This window comes from Ramlibacter monticola (assembly GCF_016722785.1).
Taxonomy (GTDB): domain Bacteria; phylum Pseudomonadota; class Gammaproteobacteria; order Burkholderiales; family Burkholderiaceae_C; genus Ramlibacter; species Ramlibacter monticola.
The window spans coordinates 1-14904 of record NZ_JAEQNE010000015.1 but is presented as its reverse complement, the minus strand read 5'-3'; the positions used below and the strand labels follow the sequence as shown (position 1 = coordinate 14904).

10 protein-coding genes are annotated in these 14904 nt (G+C 63.3%); 5 read left to right on the top strand and 5 right to left on the bottom strand.

Translation table 11 applies throughout. The annotated features are described in order from the left end of the window. Positions 1 to 221: 221 nt before the first annotated feature. From JJ685_RS29515 to zorA, 5 genes are all read right to left on the bottom strand, one after another. A complete protein-coding gene (locus JJ685_RS29515; RefSeq protein ID WP_201677980.1) occupies positions 222 to 623 on the bottom strand; it encodes a hypothetical protein in 402 nt (133 codons plus the stop codon). A gap of 367 nt (positions 624 to 990) precedes the next feature. Continuing rightward, entirely contained in the window at positions 991 to 4275 is a 3285-nt protein-coding gene (locus tag JJ685_RS29510) for a DEAD/DEAH box helicase (protein WP_201677979.1), read from the bottom strand. 6 nt (positions 4276 to 4281) lie between these two features. Continuing rightward, positions 4282 to 6009, bottom strand: coding sequence for an EH signature domain-containing protein (locus JJ685_RS29505; protein WP_201677978.1), 1728 nt, complete (start codon positions 6007 to 6009; stop codon positions 4282 to 4284). Between the two features lie 29 nt (positions 6010 to 6038). After that, complete coding sequence (locus tag JJ685_RS29500; protein ID WP_236599389.1) at positions 6039 to 6788, bottom strand: flagellar motor protein MotB; 750 nt, start codon at positions 6786 to 6788, stop codon at positions 6039 to 6041. A 32-nt stretch (positions 6789 to 6820) separates the two neighbouring features. Then, positions 6821 to 8818 carry an anti-phage ZorAB system protein ZorA gene (gene zorA / locus JJ685_RS29495; RefSeq protein WP_201677976.1) on the bottom strand — a complete coding sequence of 666 codons (1998 nt, stop codon included), beginning with the start codon at positions 8816 to 8818 and terminating at the stop codon, positions 6821 to 6823. A gap of 735 nt (positions 8819 to 9553) precedes the next feature. Between zorA and JJ685_RS29490 the strand changes: the two genes are divergently transcribed. The 5 genes from JJ685_RS29490 (at position 9554) to JJ685_RS29470 (ending at position 14496) form a co-directional block, all read left to right on the top strand. Further along, positions 9554 to 9730: a hypothetical protein gene (locus tag JJ685_RS29490; RefSeq protein WP_201677975.1), complete on the top strand. Its 177-nt coding sequence runs from the start codon at positions 9554 to 9556 to the stop codon at positions 9728 to 9730. Between the two features lie 339 nt (positions 9731 to 10069). Then, a complete protein-coding gene (locus JJ685_RS29485) occupies positions 10070 to 12295 on the top strand; it encodes an AAA family ATPase (RefSeq protein ID WP_201677974.1) in 2226 nt (741 codons plus the stop codon). Positions 12296 to 12307: 12 nt separating this feature from the next. Beyond that, positions 12308 to 13600 (top strand): McrC family protein, encoded by a 1293-nt coding sequence (locus tag JJ685_RS29480; protein WP_201677973.1) that lies wholly within the window; start codon positions 12308 to 12310, stop codon positions 13598 to 13600. Positions 13601 to 13627: 27 nt separating this feature from the next. After that, positions 13628 to 14311, top strand: coding sequence for a hypothetical protein (locus JJ685_RS29475; protein ID WP_201677972.1), 684 nt, complete (start codon positions 13628 to 13630; stop codon positions 14309 to 14311). A gap of 20 nt (positions 14312 to 14331) precedes the next feature. Next, a complete protein-coding gene (locus JJ685_RS29470; protein WP_201677971.1) occupies positions 14332 to 14496 on the top strand; it encodes a hypothetical protein in 165 nt (54 codons plus the stop codon). Positions 14497 to 14904: the final 408 nt, after the last annotated feature.

Below are 14904 nucleotides of genomic sequence, written 5' to 3'. Positions count from 1 at the left end.
CGAAGGACCGCCCCGTAAGATGCACCGACTTGCCCACCGCGGCGTGCGTTCGTCGCAAGCGACGCCCGCCGCCGTGGACAAGTCTGCCGAGCGCCTCGAACACAAAAATTCGGACAGCCCCATGCGATCACGCGCATCCGAGAATCCTCGTTGCAATTACAGCTCCTCGTTGTCCAGGTCGTGTTCCTCCTGAGCGCTGAGCGGCCGGCACTGCGGTTCTTTCACATCCGTCCTCTTAGTGGAAGCGCAGTCTCTTCAACATCGTCCCACGCGCTCATCACGTATTCAATCGCCGCGTCGCCCGATCTGAAGTATCCGATCGGGTCGTATTCCAGCGCATGCACCCAATACAGACCGCAGTACTCATAGACAGTCACAGAGTACTTGTCGTGGCCCTGGTCGATCAGTCCGCACCAGACGCCGATGCCTCCGTTCATGATGGTGTCGGTCAAGAAGTCGTGCAGATCGGCCCCAAGTTCGCCCTCAAACCTGCCGGCCGTCATCATGCGGACGGCCTGCATGTAGCCGGCACCGCGGAAGCGCCTTCTAACTGCGTCAAGCGCCGCCTTGTGAGTGGCGAGGATCGGCATCGCTGCCTGCAGATCGACGTCTCCTGGGTCCATCCAGCGATGGTGCAGACCGGGTTCGTGGTTGTCTACGGCTCCGGCCGCCAGAGGTGCAATTGTTTTCCGGCTGCGCTGGCACGCGGGCACTGACCTGGTACGGCTGACGACTGAAGACTGAAGCGATGGAAGACAGACCTACCTCGAGTGGCGCAAGCTGGTGGCAGACGTCTGCGCAGAGATCTCTGTGTGGGCTTATGCCCCCTGTCGGTTGGCGGAGGGTGTGTCTGCCATACTGGATGTCCACGAGCAGGCCTCTGGATGCACTCTTTCTTCCGCGAGCCTATTCCGCGCTCGCCTAGTCTGGACTCCAGTCGCCGCGCACCGGACGCGTCGCCGGCTTGCAAGCCGACCAGGATTCGCAGCGTTATCCGAAATCAGCGAAGTCGGCGGCCTTCAGGTCGCTGCATCCATTGAGAATGTCGGTCGCGAGCTTCCGCTTGCTGCTCAATAGCTGATCGAGTCGCACATCGAAGCTGGGGAACTGCTCGCTCACCACGCCCGGGTAGTACACGTGAACCATCCTGGTTTGCCCAATCCTGTGCGCGCGTGCGGTGGCCTGGTCTTCCTTGGCCGGGTTCCACGTGCGGGTGAAATGCACGACGTGGTTGGCCGCCTGTATGTTTACGCCGAAGCCTACCGCAAGGGGAGACAGGATGATGACGTTGAAGCCGGGCTTGCGCTGGAACGCGTCGATCAGTTGCTGGCGGTTTTCGCTCGCCCGGGGATCGGCAGATGTGTCGCCGTTCACGATGCTGGGCGCGAATCCGAAAAACGCAGCGGTCACCCGCTGCAGAACCAGTTGAAGCTCTCGGAATTCGCAGAAGACGATCACTTTGTGGTCTTCATCTCGATCGGCGGCCAGCGACTTCAGATGATGCACCAGCCAGCCCAGCTTCGGCGACTCGTTGACCAAGCGCTGCACGGGCAGCGAGCGCGTTTCGCGCTCGGCATGGCCGTGCGGGTCCGAGCAGATCTTGCGGATCGCCTGCAATGCCTGCAATTGCGCCGAGGGATTCGTGTCGCGCTGCTCGCGCAAGGCGTTGAGTGCGCCTTCATACAAGCGGTGCTGGTAGGGCGACATGGGCAAAGCCTTGCACGCCTCATCTTCGACAGCGGCGGGCAAGTCTCTCACAACATCTGTCTTGAGGCGGTGCAGAATCTGCGGTTCTATGATCTTTCGGAGTTCTTCGACCCGGCCTACCTGCTCGGGCGTCTTGGCTTCGATCGGCTGCCGGTAGGTCCTGGAGAAGTGACTCAGGGCTCCCAACATCCCTGGCTGTACGAAATCGAACAAGCACCAGAGGTCTGCGAGTGTGTTCTCCACAGGCGTCCCGGTACACGCCACGCGGAAGCGCACCTTCTGCTTCTTGGCCGAGCGCGTCACGAGCGCGGCGGGATTCTTGATCTTCTGCGCCTCGTCGCACACCATCACAGACCAGGGCTGGCTCGCCATTGCGAACTCCAGATCGCGCATGGTCTCGTAGGTGGTCAGCACGAGGCGTGACTCGCCAACCCAGTTTTTCTTGAGCAGCCGCGTGATTCCCTGGTGCTTCAGGTCCTCGTCCAACTCCTGCCGGCTGACACGCAACTCTCGCAAGGTGTCGCCGTACAGGAGGAGCAGCGGCAAGGTTCCCGGTTCGAAGAAGCGGGCAAGTTCGTTGCGCCAGTTCTCCAGGAGAGCGACGGGAGCAACGACGAGCGCAGGCGGCAGCTCCGGTTCCGCCTCAAAGCAGGAGACGATGAACGTGAGCAACTGCAGCGTCTTGCCCAGACCCATGTCGTCCGCGAGCACTGTTCCGCGGCACCTGGTCGGCGATTCCTGCCACAGATGCTGCAACCAGGCAACGCCGACCTGCTGGTGCGGCTTAAGTGCAATGCCCGAGCGCATGGACAGAGGGACCACCGGCGCGCGCCCAGGCGGCATCGCCAAGGCCTCGGCGCGCTGCTCCGTGTAATCGACCTCTTCCAGGTTGCGCTTGATGACCAGTCGGGTGCGCGCGTCCTCCGGCTTGCCTCCATTCCCGGGGTTGAACTCTCTGCGCAGCAAGTCGACCTGGGCTCGTTCCAGAGCCTCCACCGCCCGCCTTGCGTCCGCAATGGGAACGGCGGCTTCCAAGCCCGGAAGCCGAACATCCGGCAGGCCGGCCGCTGCTGCTACATCGACGGATTGGCGCAGCGAGGGAATCTCGCCAAACGTGATCGGCACGATGCTGCGTGGCGATGGCGCTTCGGGGTCATCGACGCGAAATCCGAGCGTGACGTTGTCGGGAAACCAGCCTTGTCCTTCGTCATTGCGCGCGATGACGGGAACGACGAAGGACGTCTCTACGCCAATACCCGAAATGCGATCCGAGTAGTTGCCCAGGTCCAGAACCTCGGTCGCAGTCCACAGCCTGGGGCACCTCCACTCGCGCAGGGATACTCGAAGCTGTGCGAGGTGATCCGGAGAGTGCCCCACGATCTCGAGCTCGTGCCCGCTCCACGTGACGCACTGGGATCCGTCCTCTATGCAGCGATCGAGTTTGTCCGTGAACCGCTCCAGCTCCGCCGGTGCTTCGAACCAGGCAATCTCGCTGTCGACCGAGGCCGCGCCGTGCGCTTCGATTAGCAGCCCCACGCGTTGGACTTCCCCAGCCGGCCCGCGCTCGATGTGTGGCTGGAAGGTCTCAAGCCGGATCCCCGCGGCCTCCAGCGCCTCCTCGAACTCCGCAGGATCGAGGACGTTGTGGGCGCTCTCACCCAGCAGCGCGAACGGATTCCGTGCGAAGGCCTCGGCACGTGCCCCCGCGACGCGCCGGCCCGGCATGCGCTTCACCTCCGCGAGGACGGCCTTGACCTCGGGCGTGATTACCACGCGCACGAGCGCCGGGCCGTCGGGCACGTTGTAGCTGTCCTGCAGTGGCAGCCGGTCGAACTGCTGGATCCACCCCGCTGGCGCGTCTTCGAATCCCGGGATCACCTCGATTAGACGGGTGTCGCCTTCGCCGCGGCGATCCAAGGACATCCTGAGCCGGTCAGGCGTGAGTACGATGGTGCGCGCGACGTAGTCCGAGACGGGGCAGCCGCTGGCCAGCGCCAACTTCCGAATCCGGCCGAAGGCTTGTTCCTTGAAAGCGAGCGTTCGCTCCGCGGCCTGCGTCGCGTGGAAATGTGCCAGTTCGGAAAGAAGCTCGTGCACCGACTCGGGCACGAGCATGGCCGTGTCGTGCGCCTGCAGAACGCGGCCCGTCAGCTTGGGCGCGGGGCGCATCGGGCGGCCACTGACCTCCACCCAGTCTTCCACGAGCACCGTGAAGTCGGCATCCATCATGGCGCCGCGGCTCAGGATGCGTGGCCGTGCGCTGCTTTCGGCGGGGATGCCGAGGGCAGTGCGATACGCCGAAAATTCCGGGTGACGCAACAGGGAGTAGACGTCTGCCCACGGCAGCACGAACTCGCCCACCCGCTGTTCACCGAATCCTTCTGCGTGGATTTGCGCGAGACGGGAACCAAGATCGGCAGCGGAACCGAACGAGTAAGGCTCTGCGAGCCATTCGGCCGTGATGCCAGCGGGGGACGTGAAAACGATTCCGTGTAGGTCGTACTGCGCGGACGGCCCCGCGGCCAGTGCCGCTTCGGCAGCCTTCTTCCGGAAAATATTGGTGAACATCAGGAATTAGTTCTTCGTCCTGAGCCAGTACCCTTTACCCAAGACCCGTTGGAATCCGTAGCCCTTCAGAGCTACCGCCAGGCCAGGATGTTCAAACCAGTCCACAAGCAGGACCCACAGTGCCCCGCCTCGGGGGCGGTTATCTTCGATTTCGATGCCGTCTTGTACGCAGAGTCTTCGGATATTCTGGAAGTCCGCCTCGGAAAACTCCTGGCGTGCGCCGCGAGTGACAGGCGTCCTGTCCACGATCTCCTTGCCCTCCGAACGGAAGGCCTCCTGTAGGGCGCGCCAGGACTCTGAGCCCTCAAAGGCCACAGCGTTGGGCCTCGAAGATTTCACTTGCACGGGGGACAAGTGACCTTTGGAAGCTGGAACGGATTGCAGCAAGCGGCCCAACTCGTAGTCGAACCGGCTTTCCCAGCCAGCCACATGGGAGAGGCGCTTCGCCCCGACCCTCTGCTTCAGCTGCCGATTTGTGTCCAACATCCTGGTATCAAGGTCCGTCTTGAAATCGGACGCTGCGAAGGCGTAACACGCGTTGCCCGTTACGCCGAATTCGATAACCAGCAGAGGACCGATGCGCATGACGAACGCGTTGTTCTGGCCGTTGCTGTCAACAAGCGTGCGTTCCCGGCCTTCCATGAGTTTCCGGAGTTCGGCGAACGCCGGACTGCGGTTGGTACGCGCGTCACTTCCCAGCACGAACCACATGTCCGTGATCTGGGGCTCCCATTTAAGCCAGTAGTTCAGTCTCCGCAGGTCGGCCGCACCGTCTTGCGCCAGCAACTCGAAGAAATCCTTAATCAGGCGACGTTTGAGCCAGCCCTCGACCATCTGTCGAGCCGGTTCGTGATCTACATGCGCGTCCCAGGCCGTGCGTTTCAGCCACGGGTTGCCGATCAAGCTCAGGCTAGTGTCGCGGAGATCCTGGCGTTCCGGCTTATCGGAGCAGTGCGAGTAGCGCCGCACGGTCTGGGCTGCGGCTCTCGTTGCGAGCGTCGGAGGCAGCTTGAGGTCCGCGTCGCCGTTTACCAGCTTCAGGACTGCCGGAAGCTTGGCGCGGAAATCGGGATCGCCATACCTGCACACTGCACTCACATATTCCATGAGCGCCTCTTCCCAAACCCAGGAGGTGCTCGGGATGCCAAGGCTCGAGCAGACCGCCTTCATTTCGCTCGTGTCGCCCCGCGCCAGACCGTCGGAATAGCGCGCGCAGGCGTTACGCGTAAGAAGGTTTCGGTGCTCGTCCAATTGGGGCACCCATTCCGGCGTGAGGCCACTTTTCTGTGCGCCCTTCACGACTGCGGCCAAGCGGTCATGCAGGAATCCTTGCAGCTTCTCCCAGTTGCGCGGCGCTGAACCCTCTTGCGGGACATGACGGTTGAAGATGAAGTACCCGTTCAGCAGCCCCTGGTAGCAGCGTCGAAACTGCTTAGGCTGATTTTGCCGGCGATCAACCAGACCTAACAGTTCGTTAAACAGCGGGGCACGATCGATAACGCGCCACTCGGCCTCGCCCACTGGCACGGTGAGGCCATAGCACACGTGCTTCAACTCGGTGAATGACCCGACTTGTCTCGTCTGGCCGAACTTCTGCAAGGTGCACTGAAGTGCGTCCCCGTCTTGCGGGCCGGCGTCACTGCCCCCGAAGTCGCGCCGAATGGAGCGCAACGCCTCGGTCATCACCTTCGGGTTGCCCCAGACAGCCGCCCGGAAGGTCCTGGCCTGCTGCATCTCTGCCTCGAGGCGGGCACGGAGCGCGTCTAACGGTCGAAGATCGGGCATCGCTCCCTCGGATCAAGTGCATCTGCAAGCGCCCGCTCGTTGAGCGGCGCCTGCGGACTAGCCCGCTCCTCGCGCCTTTCCTGGCGCGTCTTGAATTCCAGCTTGAACTCGATGCGGCGACTGTCGTCCGCGGTCGAGCGAAGTGAGTTGAATGACGCGCCGCCCACGAAGAACTTGGTAGCGATGAGCTCGCGGTCGGTTTGCGACAGGCCGGGCTCGCCATCGAGAGGTTGTCGCAGGAGCTCGCAGAGGACCCGCTCACTTCGTTCGAGGCTCAGGTTGAGGTTGAACAGATACTTGCCGCTCTGGCTGGCATAGCCTTCCACGACGGCGCGCTTGAACCAGTGCTTCCCCGCGTCGCTGGAACGGAGCCGTTCGAGCAGTCTGGGCGTGAATTGGCGCAGCAGCGCGCGTTGCGGCGCGGACAGGACGTTCTGTCCTTCACGCTCGAAGCGGCCCCTGGGCCCGAAGTCGATCGTGTTCCCGATCACGCGCACGCCTTCGAACTCCTTATGGGAGACGACCTTCTGGATTTCCTCCATCAGCGACGCAATCGCCTCCGCACGCTGCTTGTCCTCGCGCTCCTCTTCCGAGACTTTTTTCGTGACGGCTAGAAGTGCCACGCTCATGGCGACCAGAAAGAGGACCATCAAGGCGGACATCAGGTCCGAGAAGGAAATCCAGAAGGGCTTTTCTCCCTCCTCGCGCCCGCGGCGGGGCGTCGACATGCGAACTCCGATCATGACTTATGGGCGGGCTGTCATGCGGGCGTGGGCAGGTTGTCGAGGACATCGCCCAGCTCCTGGATCGCTCCCTTCAGGACGCCCGTCGCTTGGGCCAGTTCTTCGTGGAAGGTCTTATTGCCTTCGCGCATGGTGATCGCCATCTGGCTGGCGAAGGCCGCATGGGTCTCCCCAAGGACGTTCGTCACCCCTTCCAGGTACTCGTCCGCCGCACGTTGCGCGGCGGCTAGCTTCTCCGTCGCGGAGCTCAGGGTGCCGACCAACTCGCTGGTCAGGGAAGCTTCCCGCTTCGCGTTCTCGACGGTGCTCCGCAGGTCCGTCACCATTTGCGCGATGGTGTCGCGAACGGATCGGTGCTCCGCCAGTGCCTGCTGCGTCGTAAGAGCGGCGTTCGACAAGGTGGATGCGGCAGCCGCAACCTGCTGGCCCGTTTCACCGAGGCCCTCGCTGGCCGATTTCATCTTGACAAGGTTCTCACCGAGTTGTGTGGATGCCCCGAGCAAGCGCTCTGCTCCGAGTCCCATGCGTTCCACGTTGACGTTCGTTGCGGTCTGCAGGCGCTCGATTGATTCGCGCATCGCGGATGCCGCGTCTGCGACCGCGCTTGTCAAACCGAGCAAGTGCTCCTCCTGCTTGGCCAGGAGCGCTGTTCTCTCCCGCGCTGCGGTGGCCTGGCGTTCCGCATGAGCCTGGTCGCTCGCATGCGCCTGCTCCTGCAGGCTCCTGATGAGAGCGCCCGACGTCTCACTCAATTCCTTCATCATGCCCAGCGTCAGTTCGGCGGATTCGCTTTGGCCGCGCGACACGCTGTCCTTCAGCTGGTCGATGAACAGACGCATCTGGTCGTTTGCCTCGGACTGACGTGCCTGCATCTGCTGCAGTGCATCGTCGATGCGCCTTGCCATCGCGTCCGCGGCGCCGGAGCCTGCCTCCTGGATCTGCCCGGCGAGCTGCTCGAACTGCTTCGATGCGGCCTGGATCGTGTTGGCCGTCTGGACTAGCATCTCGTTCATGCCGCGCATCTGCGACCCGAACATGCTCTCCATCTGGCTGGTGAAGTTGCTCAGGACGTCGGTCAAAAGCTTGTTGACGGCATCCCCTTGACTGTTACCCACCGTCTGCACAGCTTGCGAGATGCGGTCCAAAGGTTCCTTGAGACCGTCGTTAAGGCTCGACGTGATTGAGTGCCCGAGCTGCGCAGTTGTTGACGTCATGGTCGAGATCTGCTGCTGGGTGAGCTCGGTCAGAACCTGCTTCAGGTCGGTTACCAGCGACTCCTTCATCTGCATGGCTTGTGTCGCCGAGGTCTCGGCGGCCTCAACCAAGCGCTGGAGGTATTCTTCCCCCGCTCCGGAGTCGAACAGGCTGTCCACCACGCCGCATAGATCTTCCAGCACCGTGTACAGCCGGTTAACGATGCCCTTTTCGATAGTGGTGACCAGCATGGCAAGAGCGATCGCAGTGCCGGAGACAACGAAAGCACTCCCTACGGTCTGGAGCAGGGCTCTGAGCCCGTTGCGGGCTGCGTCCGCATTGCCGAGATCCGCTTGGCCGAACGCCTGCAATCCGACGATCAGACCAGAAAACGTGCCGATAATGCCCAGACCCGTCAGGATGCCAGGCAGGTGCTTGTAGAACTCGGTGCGCAGGGGCGCATCGACCAGCGTCTGCTCAGTGAAGAAGCCGTTGGCCATTGCGGTGGCGCGCCACCGCGCCACTTCCATATCGCCGCGGGGCGTTGGTTGCTTCTGCCCATGAAGAGTGTCTCGGTACTCGTCCCAGCAGTGGCGCAGGGCCGGGGTGGTCATGACCTGGTCGCGTACTTCGTCAAGATTTAGCAGCTTCCCGGACTCGCGCAGCCGCTTTAGATGGTGCAGCGCCGCCGACAAGTCGCGCCGTGCGCGCCAGCCTGGCAGGAAAAACTGTAGGATGAAAAACAGGATCGCAAGCGCGAGAAGGCCCCCAATTACCCAGTGCAGGGCATTGGTGAGGTTGGATACGGATTCAGGAGTCATGTCACGCAATTCGGACGCAGGCTAGATCGAGCACGCCAAGTGAAAAAGGACGCGTTAAGTTCTCCGACCAGAGTGGCGTCATCGGGATGGAACCGGTCTGGCAACCAGTCGCTGAAGTTCGGGAGGTGGCGGTTCCCCTGACCAGGTACGGCACCTATCTCTGGAACCTCCAGGGGTCAAGATTGATCCAGTCCAGCTTGTCTCCCTTCTGACGGGCAGTACTGCCACGGGTTTCAGGCGCTACGCCGTCCCATTTACGTGTTGCAGAATTTTGCAACGTTTCCTCTCATTTTGAGAAGTGTGGGCGCACGCAAACTGGGCGCACTTGGTACTTACGCCACAAACGGTGGGAACTCCGCCACGGGAGCGCGACTGTGGACCCCTTTGAAAAGCTGCGAGGCCATCCTGTCGCCGGTCGACCTACCTTGCTACTTGATAGAGAGGCTACGACCTTGCGTTCGCCCGTACGCCACCCAATTTGGGGGGGGCCGACCTCCTCAACGTCCAACAACGCTTGGCAGCGGACCTCGTGCACGCTTCACATCCCGCTCGATGCCTCGCGCAAGCTCGCGAGCCGACATCTCGCCCGTCCCCACAGAGCGTGTTCGGCGCGTGACCTTTCACGCGCAAGCCTATGAGCGGCGAGCGCTGAAGCTCCTACTCGGCCGCACCTGCACACCTCGGGCAGAATCCCGGTGTCGTGGGAAGCTGTTCCCAACGACGCCCCAGGAGACCATGAAAGCAGCCAGCGAGTCCAACTTCGCACACACCTGCCTCCTCAAGCTTCGGCAGCTTGCGGAGGGGTTCGTGAAGGTTGAGAAGAGCGTCGCCTACACGTGCACAAATATCGAAGACGTGCGCACGCTTCCTGTTGCCCTTCCAGCGTTGGCAGAGCAGATTGAGATCGTCTGACGCGTGGAATCCCTCTTCGCCCTCGCCGACTCGCTAGATGCAAAGTACGCCGCCGCCCGCGCTCAAGTGAACCGCCTGACTCCCGCGTTGCTCGCCAAAGCCTTTCGGGGCGAGTTGGTGCCGCAGGACTTGAATGACGAACCCGCCGACGTTAGGCTCGCACGGTTGTGCGGCGACGCAGCGAGGGTGGTGGCGCAGGTGCTAACAAGAGGCGCCGCAGCTTTCGATCAGCAAGAAGGTCCGATCACCCCACTTGTCCCCGTGCCTGCGGTCTGACTGCCTGTCGGGAAAGGGCAACGTCGCCGGAGTGAACCGCAATAAGTCTGAAGGAGGAGACTCATGGCCCGCCAGACCGCCGACCGCGACCTCGCGCCGTTGCTCGATGCCGCACGGCGCTGGATCGACGCCTGCCTCGTCGAAGACGGCTCACTCTTCGCGCCGGGCCGCCTGCTGTGGACGACGGCGAACGCCGAAATCCTTCAGCGTGACTTCGTCGACCGACCCGATTCTGGCAGCGACGGTTTCATGGCCAAGCTGGAGCGCCAGCTGGCCGATGCCGGAGGGGCGGCCCAGCAGTTTGCAGCGGAGCTGCTGTGGGCCCTGCTGCTGTTCCCGTCCAATACCGGCGCTAAGACAAAGCGCGAACACGTAGAGCGCGCGTGGTCCTGGTCGGGCGAGCCGCTGCCGGCTGTTGGACCGTGTTTGGACGACCAGGTGCTTCGCGGCGTCGGGTCGGCCGGCACAGCGTACGGCAACTTGCGCTGGAAGGAGCTGGCCTACCTGATCGCGCTGCTGCGCGCGCTGAAGGCCAAGGCGCAGGAGCAGCGCCGTGCGGTGCTGACCAACTACGACCAATTTGTGGGCTGGATCGACAGCGTGCCGCGCGACGGCGACCGCCAGTTCCGCCACATGCTGCGCTGGTTCGCCTTCCCGGACCGGGTGGAGCGCATGTCGTCCAACAAGGACCGGCGACGCATTCTTGAAGCCTATGGCGTGGCCAGACGCCGCGAACTGCGCGACTGGAGCGACCGGCAGCTTGACGATGCGATTCTGACGCTTCGCCGCGCGCAGGAGGCCGCGCACCCCGGTCAGAACTTGGACTTTTACGATCCGCCGCTTTCGGATCGCTGGCAACCCGAAGACGACGACGACACAGCGCCGACTGACGCAGCACCCTCTGTCCGCGAACCGGCGCCGCCGCCTGCGCGAAACGTGACACCCGCTGACGCTGGCGCGCCGCCGGTTAATCTGATCCTATACGGCCCTCCCGGCACCGGCAAGACGCACTGGCTTCGCCAGAGGATGACCGAGTACACCGATGCGCCCAGCCAAGTCGATCCCGACACTTGGCTGCACGAAACCTTGTCCGGTTTCGGCTGGCGCGCGGTGATTGCCGCCGCCCTGGCCGACCTGAACCGGCCGGCGCGTGTGCCCGAAATCAGGGCGCATCGCTGGATCCAGGCCAAGGCCAAGCAACGCGGCCGGGCGCTCGCCAGCGTGCAGGCCTCGCTGTGGGGTTACCTGCAGGAGCACACGCCGCAGACGAGCAGCACGGTGAACATCGCGGTTCGTCGCTCGCCCTTCATCTTCGACAAGCGCGAGGCCGGCGACTGGCACCTTCTGCCGAACTGGCAGGAGCAGGATGACGAAGCGGCCTCGCTGTGGCAGACGCTGAAGGGCGGACCGAGCGCCGCGAGCGAGGCCATCCTGCGCTACAAGTTGGTTACCTTCCACCCCTCGTTTACCTACGAGGACTTTGTGCGCGGCATCCGGCCCGTGCGAACGGCCGACGACGGTCGAACCGAGTTCCGGCTGGTCGATGGCAAGTTCAAGCAGATCTGCGACGAGGCGCATGCAAACCCTGCCCGGCGCTATGCGCTGTTCATCGACGAGATCAACCGCGCCAACATTGCCAAGGTGTTCGGTGAGCTGATCACGCTGATCGAGACCGACAAGCGCGCAGTGTTCGACGCTAACGGGCGCTTGGTCGGGGGCCTGGCCGTGCATTTGCCGGGAGACGAGGAGGCCGACACCGTCGAGCGCCCCTTCGGCGTTCCGAAGAACCTGGACATCTACGGCACGATGAACACGGCGGACCGCTCGATCGCCTTGCTGGACGTGGCGCTGCGCCGCCGCTTCCGCTTCGAGGAACGCGAGCCGCGCTACGACCTGCCGGAAATGGACCGAGAGGTTGACGGCGTGCACTTGGGTCGGCTGCTGCGGCGGATCAATGACCGGTTGGAGTACCTGCTGGACCGCGACCACCGCATCGGCCACGCCTACCTGATGCATGCGCATGGACTGGACGATCTGCGCGATGTGTTTGAACGGCAGATCGTTCCACTGCTGCAGGAATACTTCTTCGACGACTTCTCACGCGTGGCGCTGACACTGTCGACCCAGGGCGCGCCGTTCGTGGCGCAACACGCGGTGGATTTCACAAGCCTTTTTTCGGGTACGCGCAACGATGGCGTGCCGGGACAGCGCCCGCGGTTCGTCGTTACACCGCGCGAGGAATGGACGGCGGAGAGTTTTCGCGGCCTGTATGCGGGTATCGAGGCCTAGCGGGCGACAGGCATGGTCGCCGATCGCCCGCGCGTGCTCACGGCCCTTGAACATGAGGGCATCCCGATCACTGCTGAAGGGGCTGGCTTCAGCCTGACGCCGCTGGAGGCCGAGCTGCTGGCGCAGATCGGCGAGCAGCGGCCCGGTTTTTGCGAACTGGGGCACCGCCAGGTCAAGCTGGCGCAGTTCTGCGGCGTCGTGAGCCTCGGCGAACGGGTGCTGGAGGTGTTGCCCAAGACGCAGGACCGGGACGTAGCGGCCGAAGATTGCCGCGGTGTTCTGCTGCGACTGCTGCGCCTGAGCGAGCGCTTCCCGCACTTCGCGCATCTGCCGGCGGGCCAGCACCTGCGCCGCGCTCCGCTGCTCGAGGCCTTCATCGCGGCCTTCTACCAGGCCGTCACGACAGTGATCCGCGGCGGCCTGCTGCGCCAATACCTGGAAGACGAGGAAGATCTGTGCGTGGTGCGCGGCCGGATCGACACCACTCGTCAGCTCGGCACGCACGCCAATCGTCGGGACACGGTGGCCTGCGTGTTCGACGAGCTCAGCGCCGACAATGTCTGGAACCGCGTGTTGAAGAAGGCCGTCCGCGTCACCCGCCCGTGGTTACGCAGCGCCGAGCTGAGCCGGCGTTGGGTGGAGCTGATGGGCGTGCTCGACGAGGTCGACGACGCGCGGCTTGCCGGAGTCGAGATCGAGCGCCTGGTGTTCGATCGTCGAGCCGAGCGCTATCGCGAGGCTATCGATTGGGCACGCTGGATCCTGGCCTTGCTGGCACCCGCCTTGCGCGGGGGCCGCCACGAGGCGCCGGCGCTCCTCTTCGACATGAACAAGCTGTTCGAATCCTCGGTGGCGGCCGTGCTCCGCCAAGCAGCATCGCGGCATGCGCTGGAGGTGATCACCCAAGATCGCAGCCAAGCTTTGGCGATGGTGCACTCGGGCGACGTGATCGAGCCTGGCTACCTGCTTCGGCCAGACCTTCTGCTTGTGCGCGCGAAACAGGTGCTTGTCGTTGCAGACACGAAGTGGAAACGCTTGGAGTTCGACCGCAAGGACCGGCCGTATCCGGCTGAGGCCGACATGTACCAACTGCATGCCTATGCCAGTGCTTACCGGTGTCGGGAGCTTGCGCTGATCTATCCGATGCAGCAGACCAGCTTCACCGCGGAAACTCGCCTCCTGCTGCCCGCGGTCGAAGGGTGGGCGGCGACGGTTCACGTGCTCGGCATCGACATTGGCGACGACGCGCTGCCATTGAGCATGGGACGTGGACCGCTGGAACTAGTGCGGCTCTTCGAGGAGTAGTCATCACTTGCACGAGAGGAGGAGATCATGAAGTCGAACTTTCCTGTGATCAGGCGTGGGCAGCGCGTCATTCGAATGGTCTCGGAGCTCCACAAAATGGGGTACCAGAGGCTTCGAGTCATGCCCTACGTCCACCCGCTCGCATGGCGGCTGGCCATCGCACCCGCGCACTGCTTCGACCCGGACCCGGGGATCGTGCTCCGGGAGGAAGGATTCAGGGATGCTGCTGTGTATAGCTCCGCGAGCGGTAGCTCGTACTTTGACTGGGACGACGTCGCCAACGATGACGCGATTCAGCTTGCCGAAAAGTTCGTGCTTCGGTTCCCGCACCTTGCGGCCGAGGGAAGCGGCCGGAATTGGGCATACACAGGGTGGCTGGCCGAGCTCTTGAGCGTGCTCCGAACGGGAGATTATCTGCCGGTGATCTTCCAATCGGAGTACATGGATCTTGCGGCTCAAGACCTTCGCTCACTTCCTCTCTGGGTGCACGGGGAGCACGCAGTAAGCCCCTCTGAGCGCGATTTCGTTCTGCCGCCAGGTGTTGACGAGCCGAGGGGGCCGGAATCCGGTTGCGAACTGGTGCTTAGCGACGGTGGCGTTTACGTCCGACTTCTCGCGGCTGTTGCTGGCTTCGAGCGGAAGCACGGACATTGGCCTTCCCGGCTCCAGGCGACGCTGACACGATCGCCACCCTGGCAACGCAAATACTGAGTCCTGCAGGATTCACTCTCGTGCAAGCGAAACTGAAACTGGAGATCGTTCCTGAGGGGATGTGGACGGCTGGAGAGGGCGCCGACCTGTTCGACTACGCGAATGAAGGGTGGGAAGGGGATTCGCCGCTGCTGGAGAAAGCGGCGGCGTGGCTTGGTCTGTCGACCGATAGCCCATCCCGATGAACGCTCTCTGTTGTGGAGCACTTGGGCTCCGGCAACGCGGCCGGAAGCCACCTTCTTAATCGCGGGGCGCCGCCGCCTCGCTCAACCGGACGGCTTGGGTGCCCCGCAAGAGCTAGCTGCGAAGTCATCAGCCAGCACCGGCGCTCAGCACGCGCTGTTAGGTTGCTCTCAGCTGGAAGCAGGGGCTTTCGGTGCCCTTCTTAGGCCCGCAACAAAGCTGCGGCGGACGCTGCGTCCGCCAAATGGCACTACGGCAGTCGCGAGTCGTTTCGGCCAACCGTTAGTCCCGGATGGCCACCTCAAATTCCTCCACCTGTGGCCGGGTCAAATTCCTCCAGGCCAGGACGGGGGGATTTTCGTCTTTTCTTCCTTGACGGCTGTTCGGCAAGCGAAGCGCGTCAGGCCGGA

Bases quoted from the DNA above. Each gene is read 5' to 3' on its own strand.
- JJ685_RS29515 (WP_201677980.1), bottom strand. From the start codon at position 623: ATGGACCCAGGAGACGTCGATCTGCAGGCAGCGATGCCGATCCTCGCC.
- JJ685_RS29510 (WP_201677979.1), bottom strand. From the start codon at position 4,275: ATGTTCACCAATATTTTCCGGAAGAAGGCTGCCGAAGCGGCACTGGCC.
- JJ685_RS29505 (WP_201677978.1), bottom strand. From the start codon at position 6,009: ATGCAGCAGGCCAGGACCTTCCGGGCGGCTGTCTGGGGCAACCCGAAG.
- JJ685_RS29500 (WP_236599389.1), bottom strand. From the start codon at position 6,788: ATGTCGACGCCCCGCCGCGGGCGCGAGGAGGGAGAAAAGCCCTTCTGG.
- zorA (WP_201677976.1), bottom strand. From the start codon at position 8,818: ATGACTCCTGAATCCGTATCCAACCTCACCAATGCCCTGCACTGGGTA.
- JJ685_RS29490 (WP_201677975.1), top strand. From the start codon at position 9,554: ATGAAAGCAGCCAGCGAGTCCAACTTCGCACACACCTGCCTCCTCAAG.
- JJ685_RS29485 (WP_201677974.1), top strand. From the start codon at position 10,070: ATGGCCCGCCAGACCGCCGACCGCGACCTCGCGCCGTTGCTCGATGCC.
- JJ685_RS29480 (WP_201677973.1), top strand. From the start codon at position 12,308: ATGGTCGCCGATCGCCCGCGCGTGCTCACGGCCCTTGAACATGAGGGC.
- JJ685_RS29475 (WP_201677972.1), top strand. From the start codon at position 13,628: ATGAAGTCGAACTTTCCTGTGATCAGGCGTGGGCAGCGCGTCATTCGA.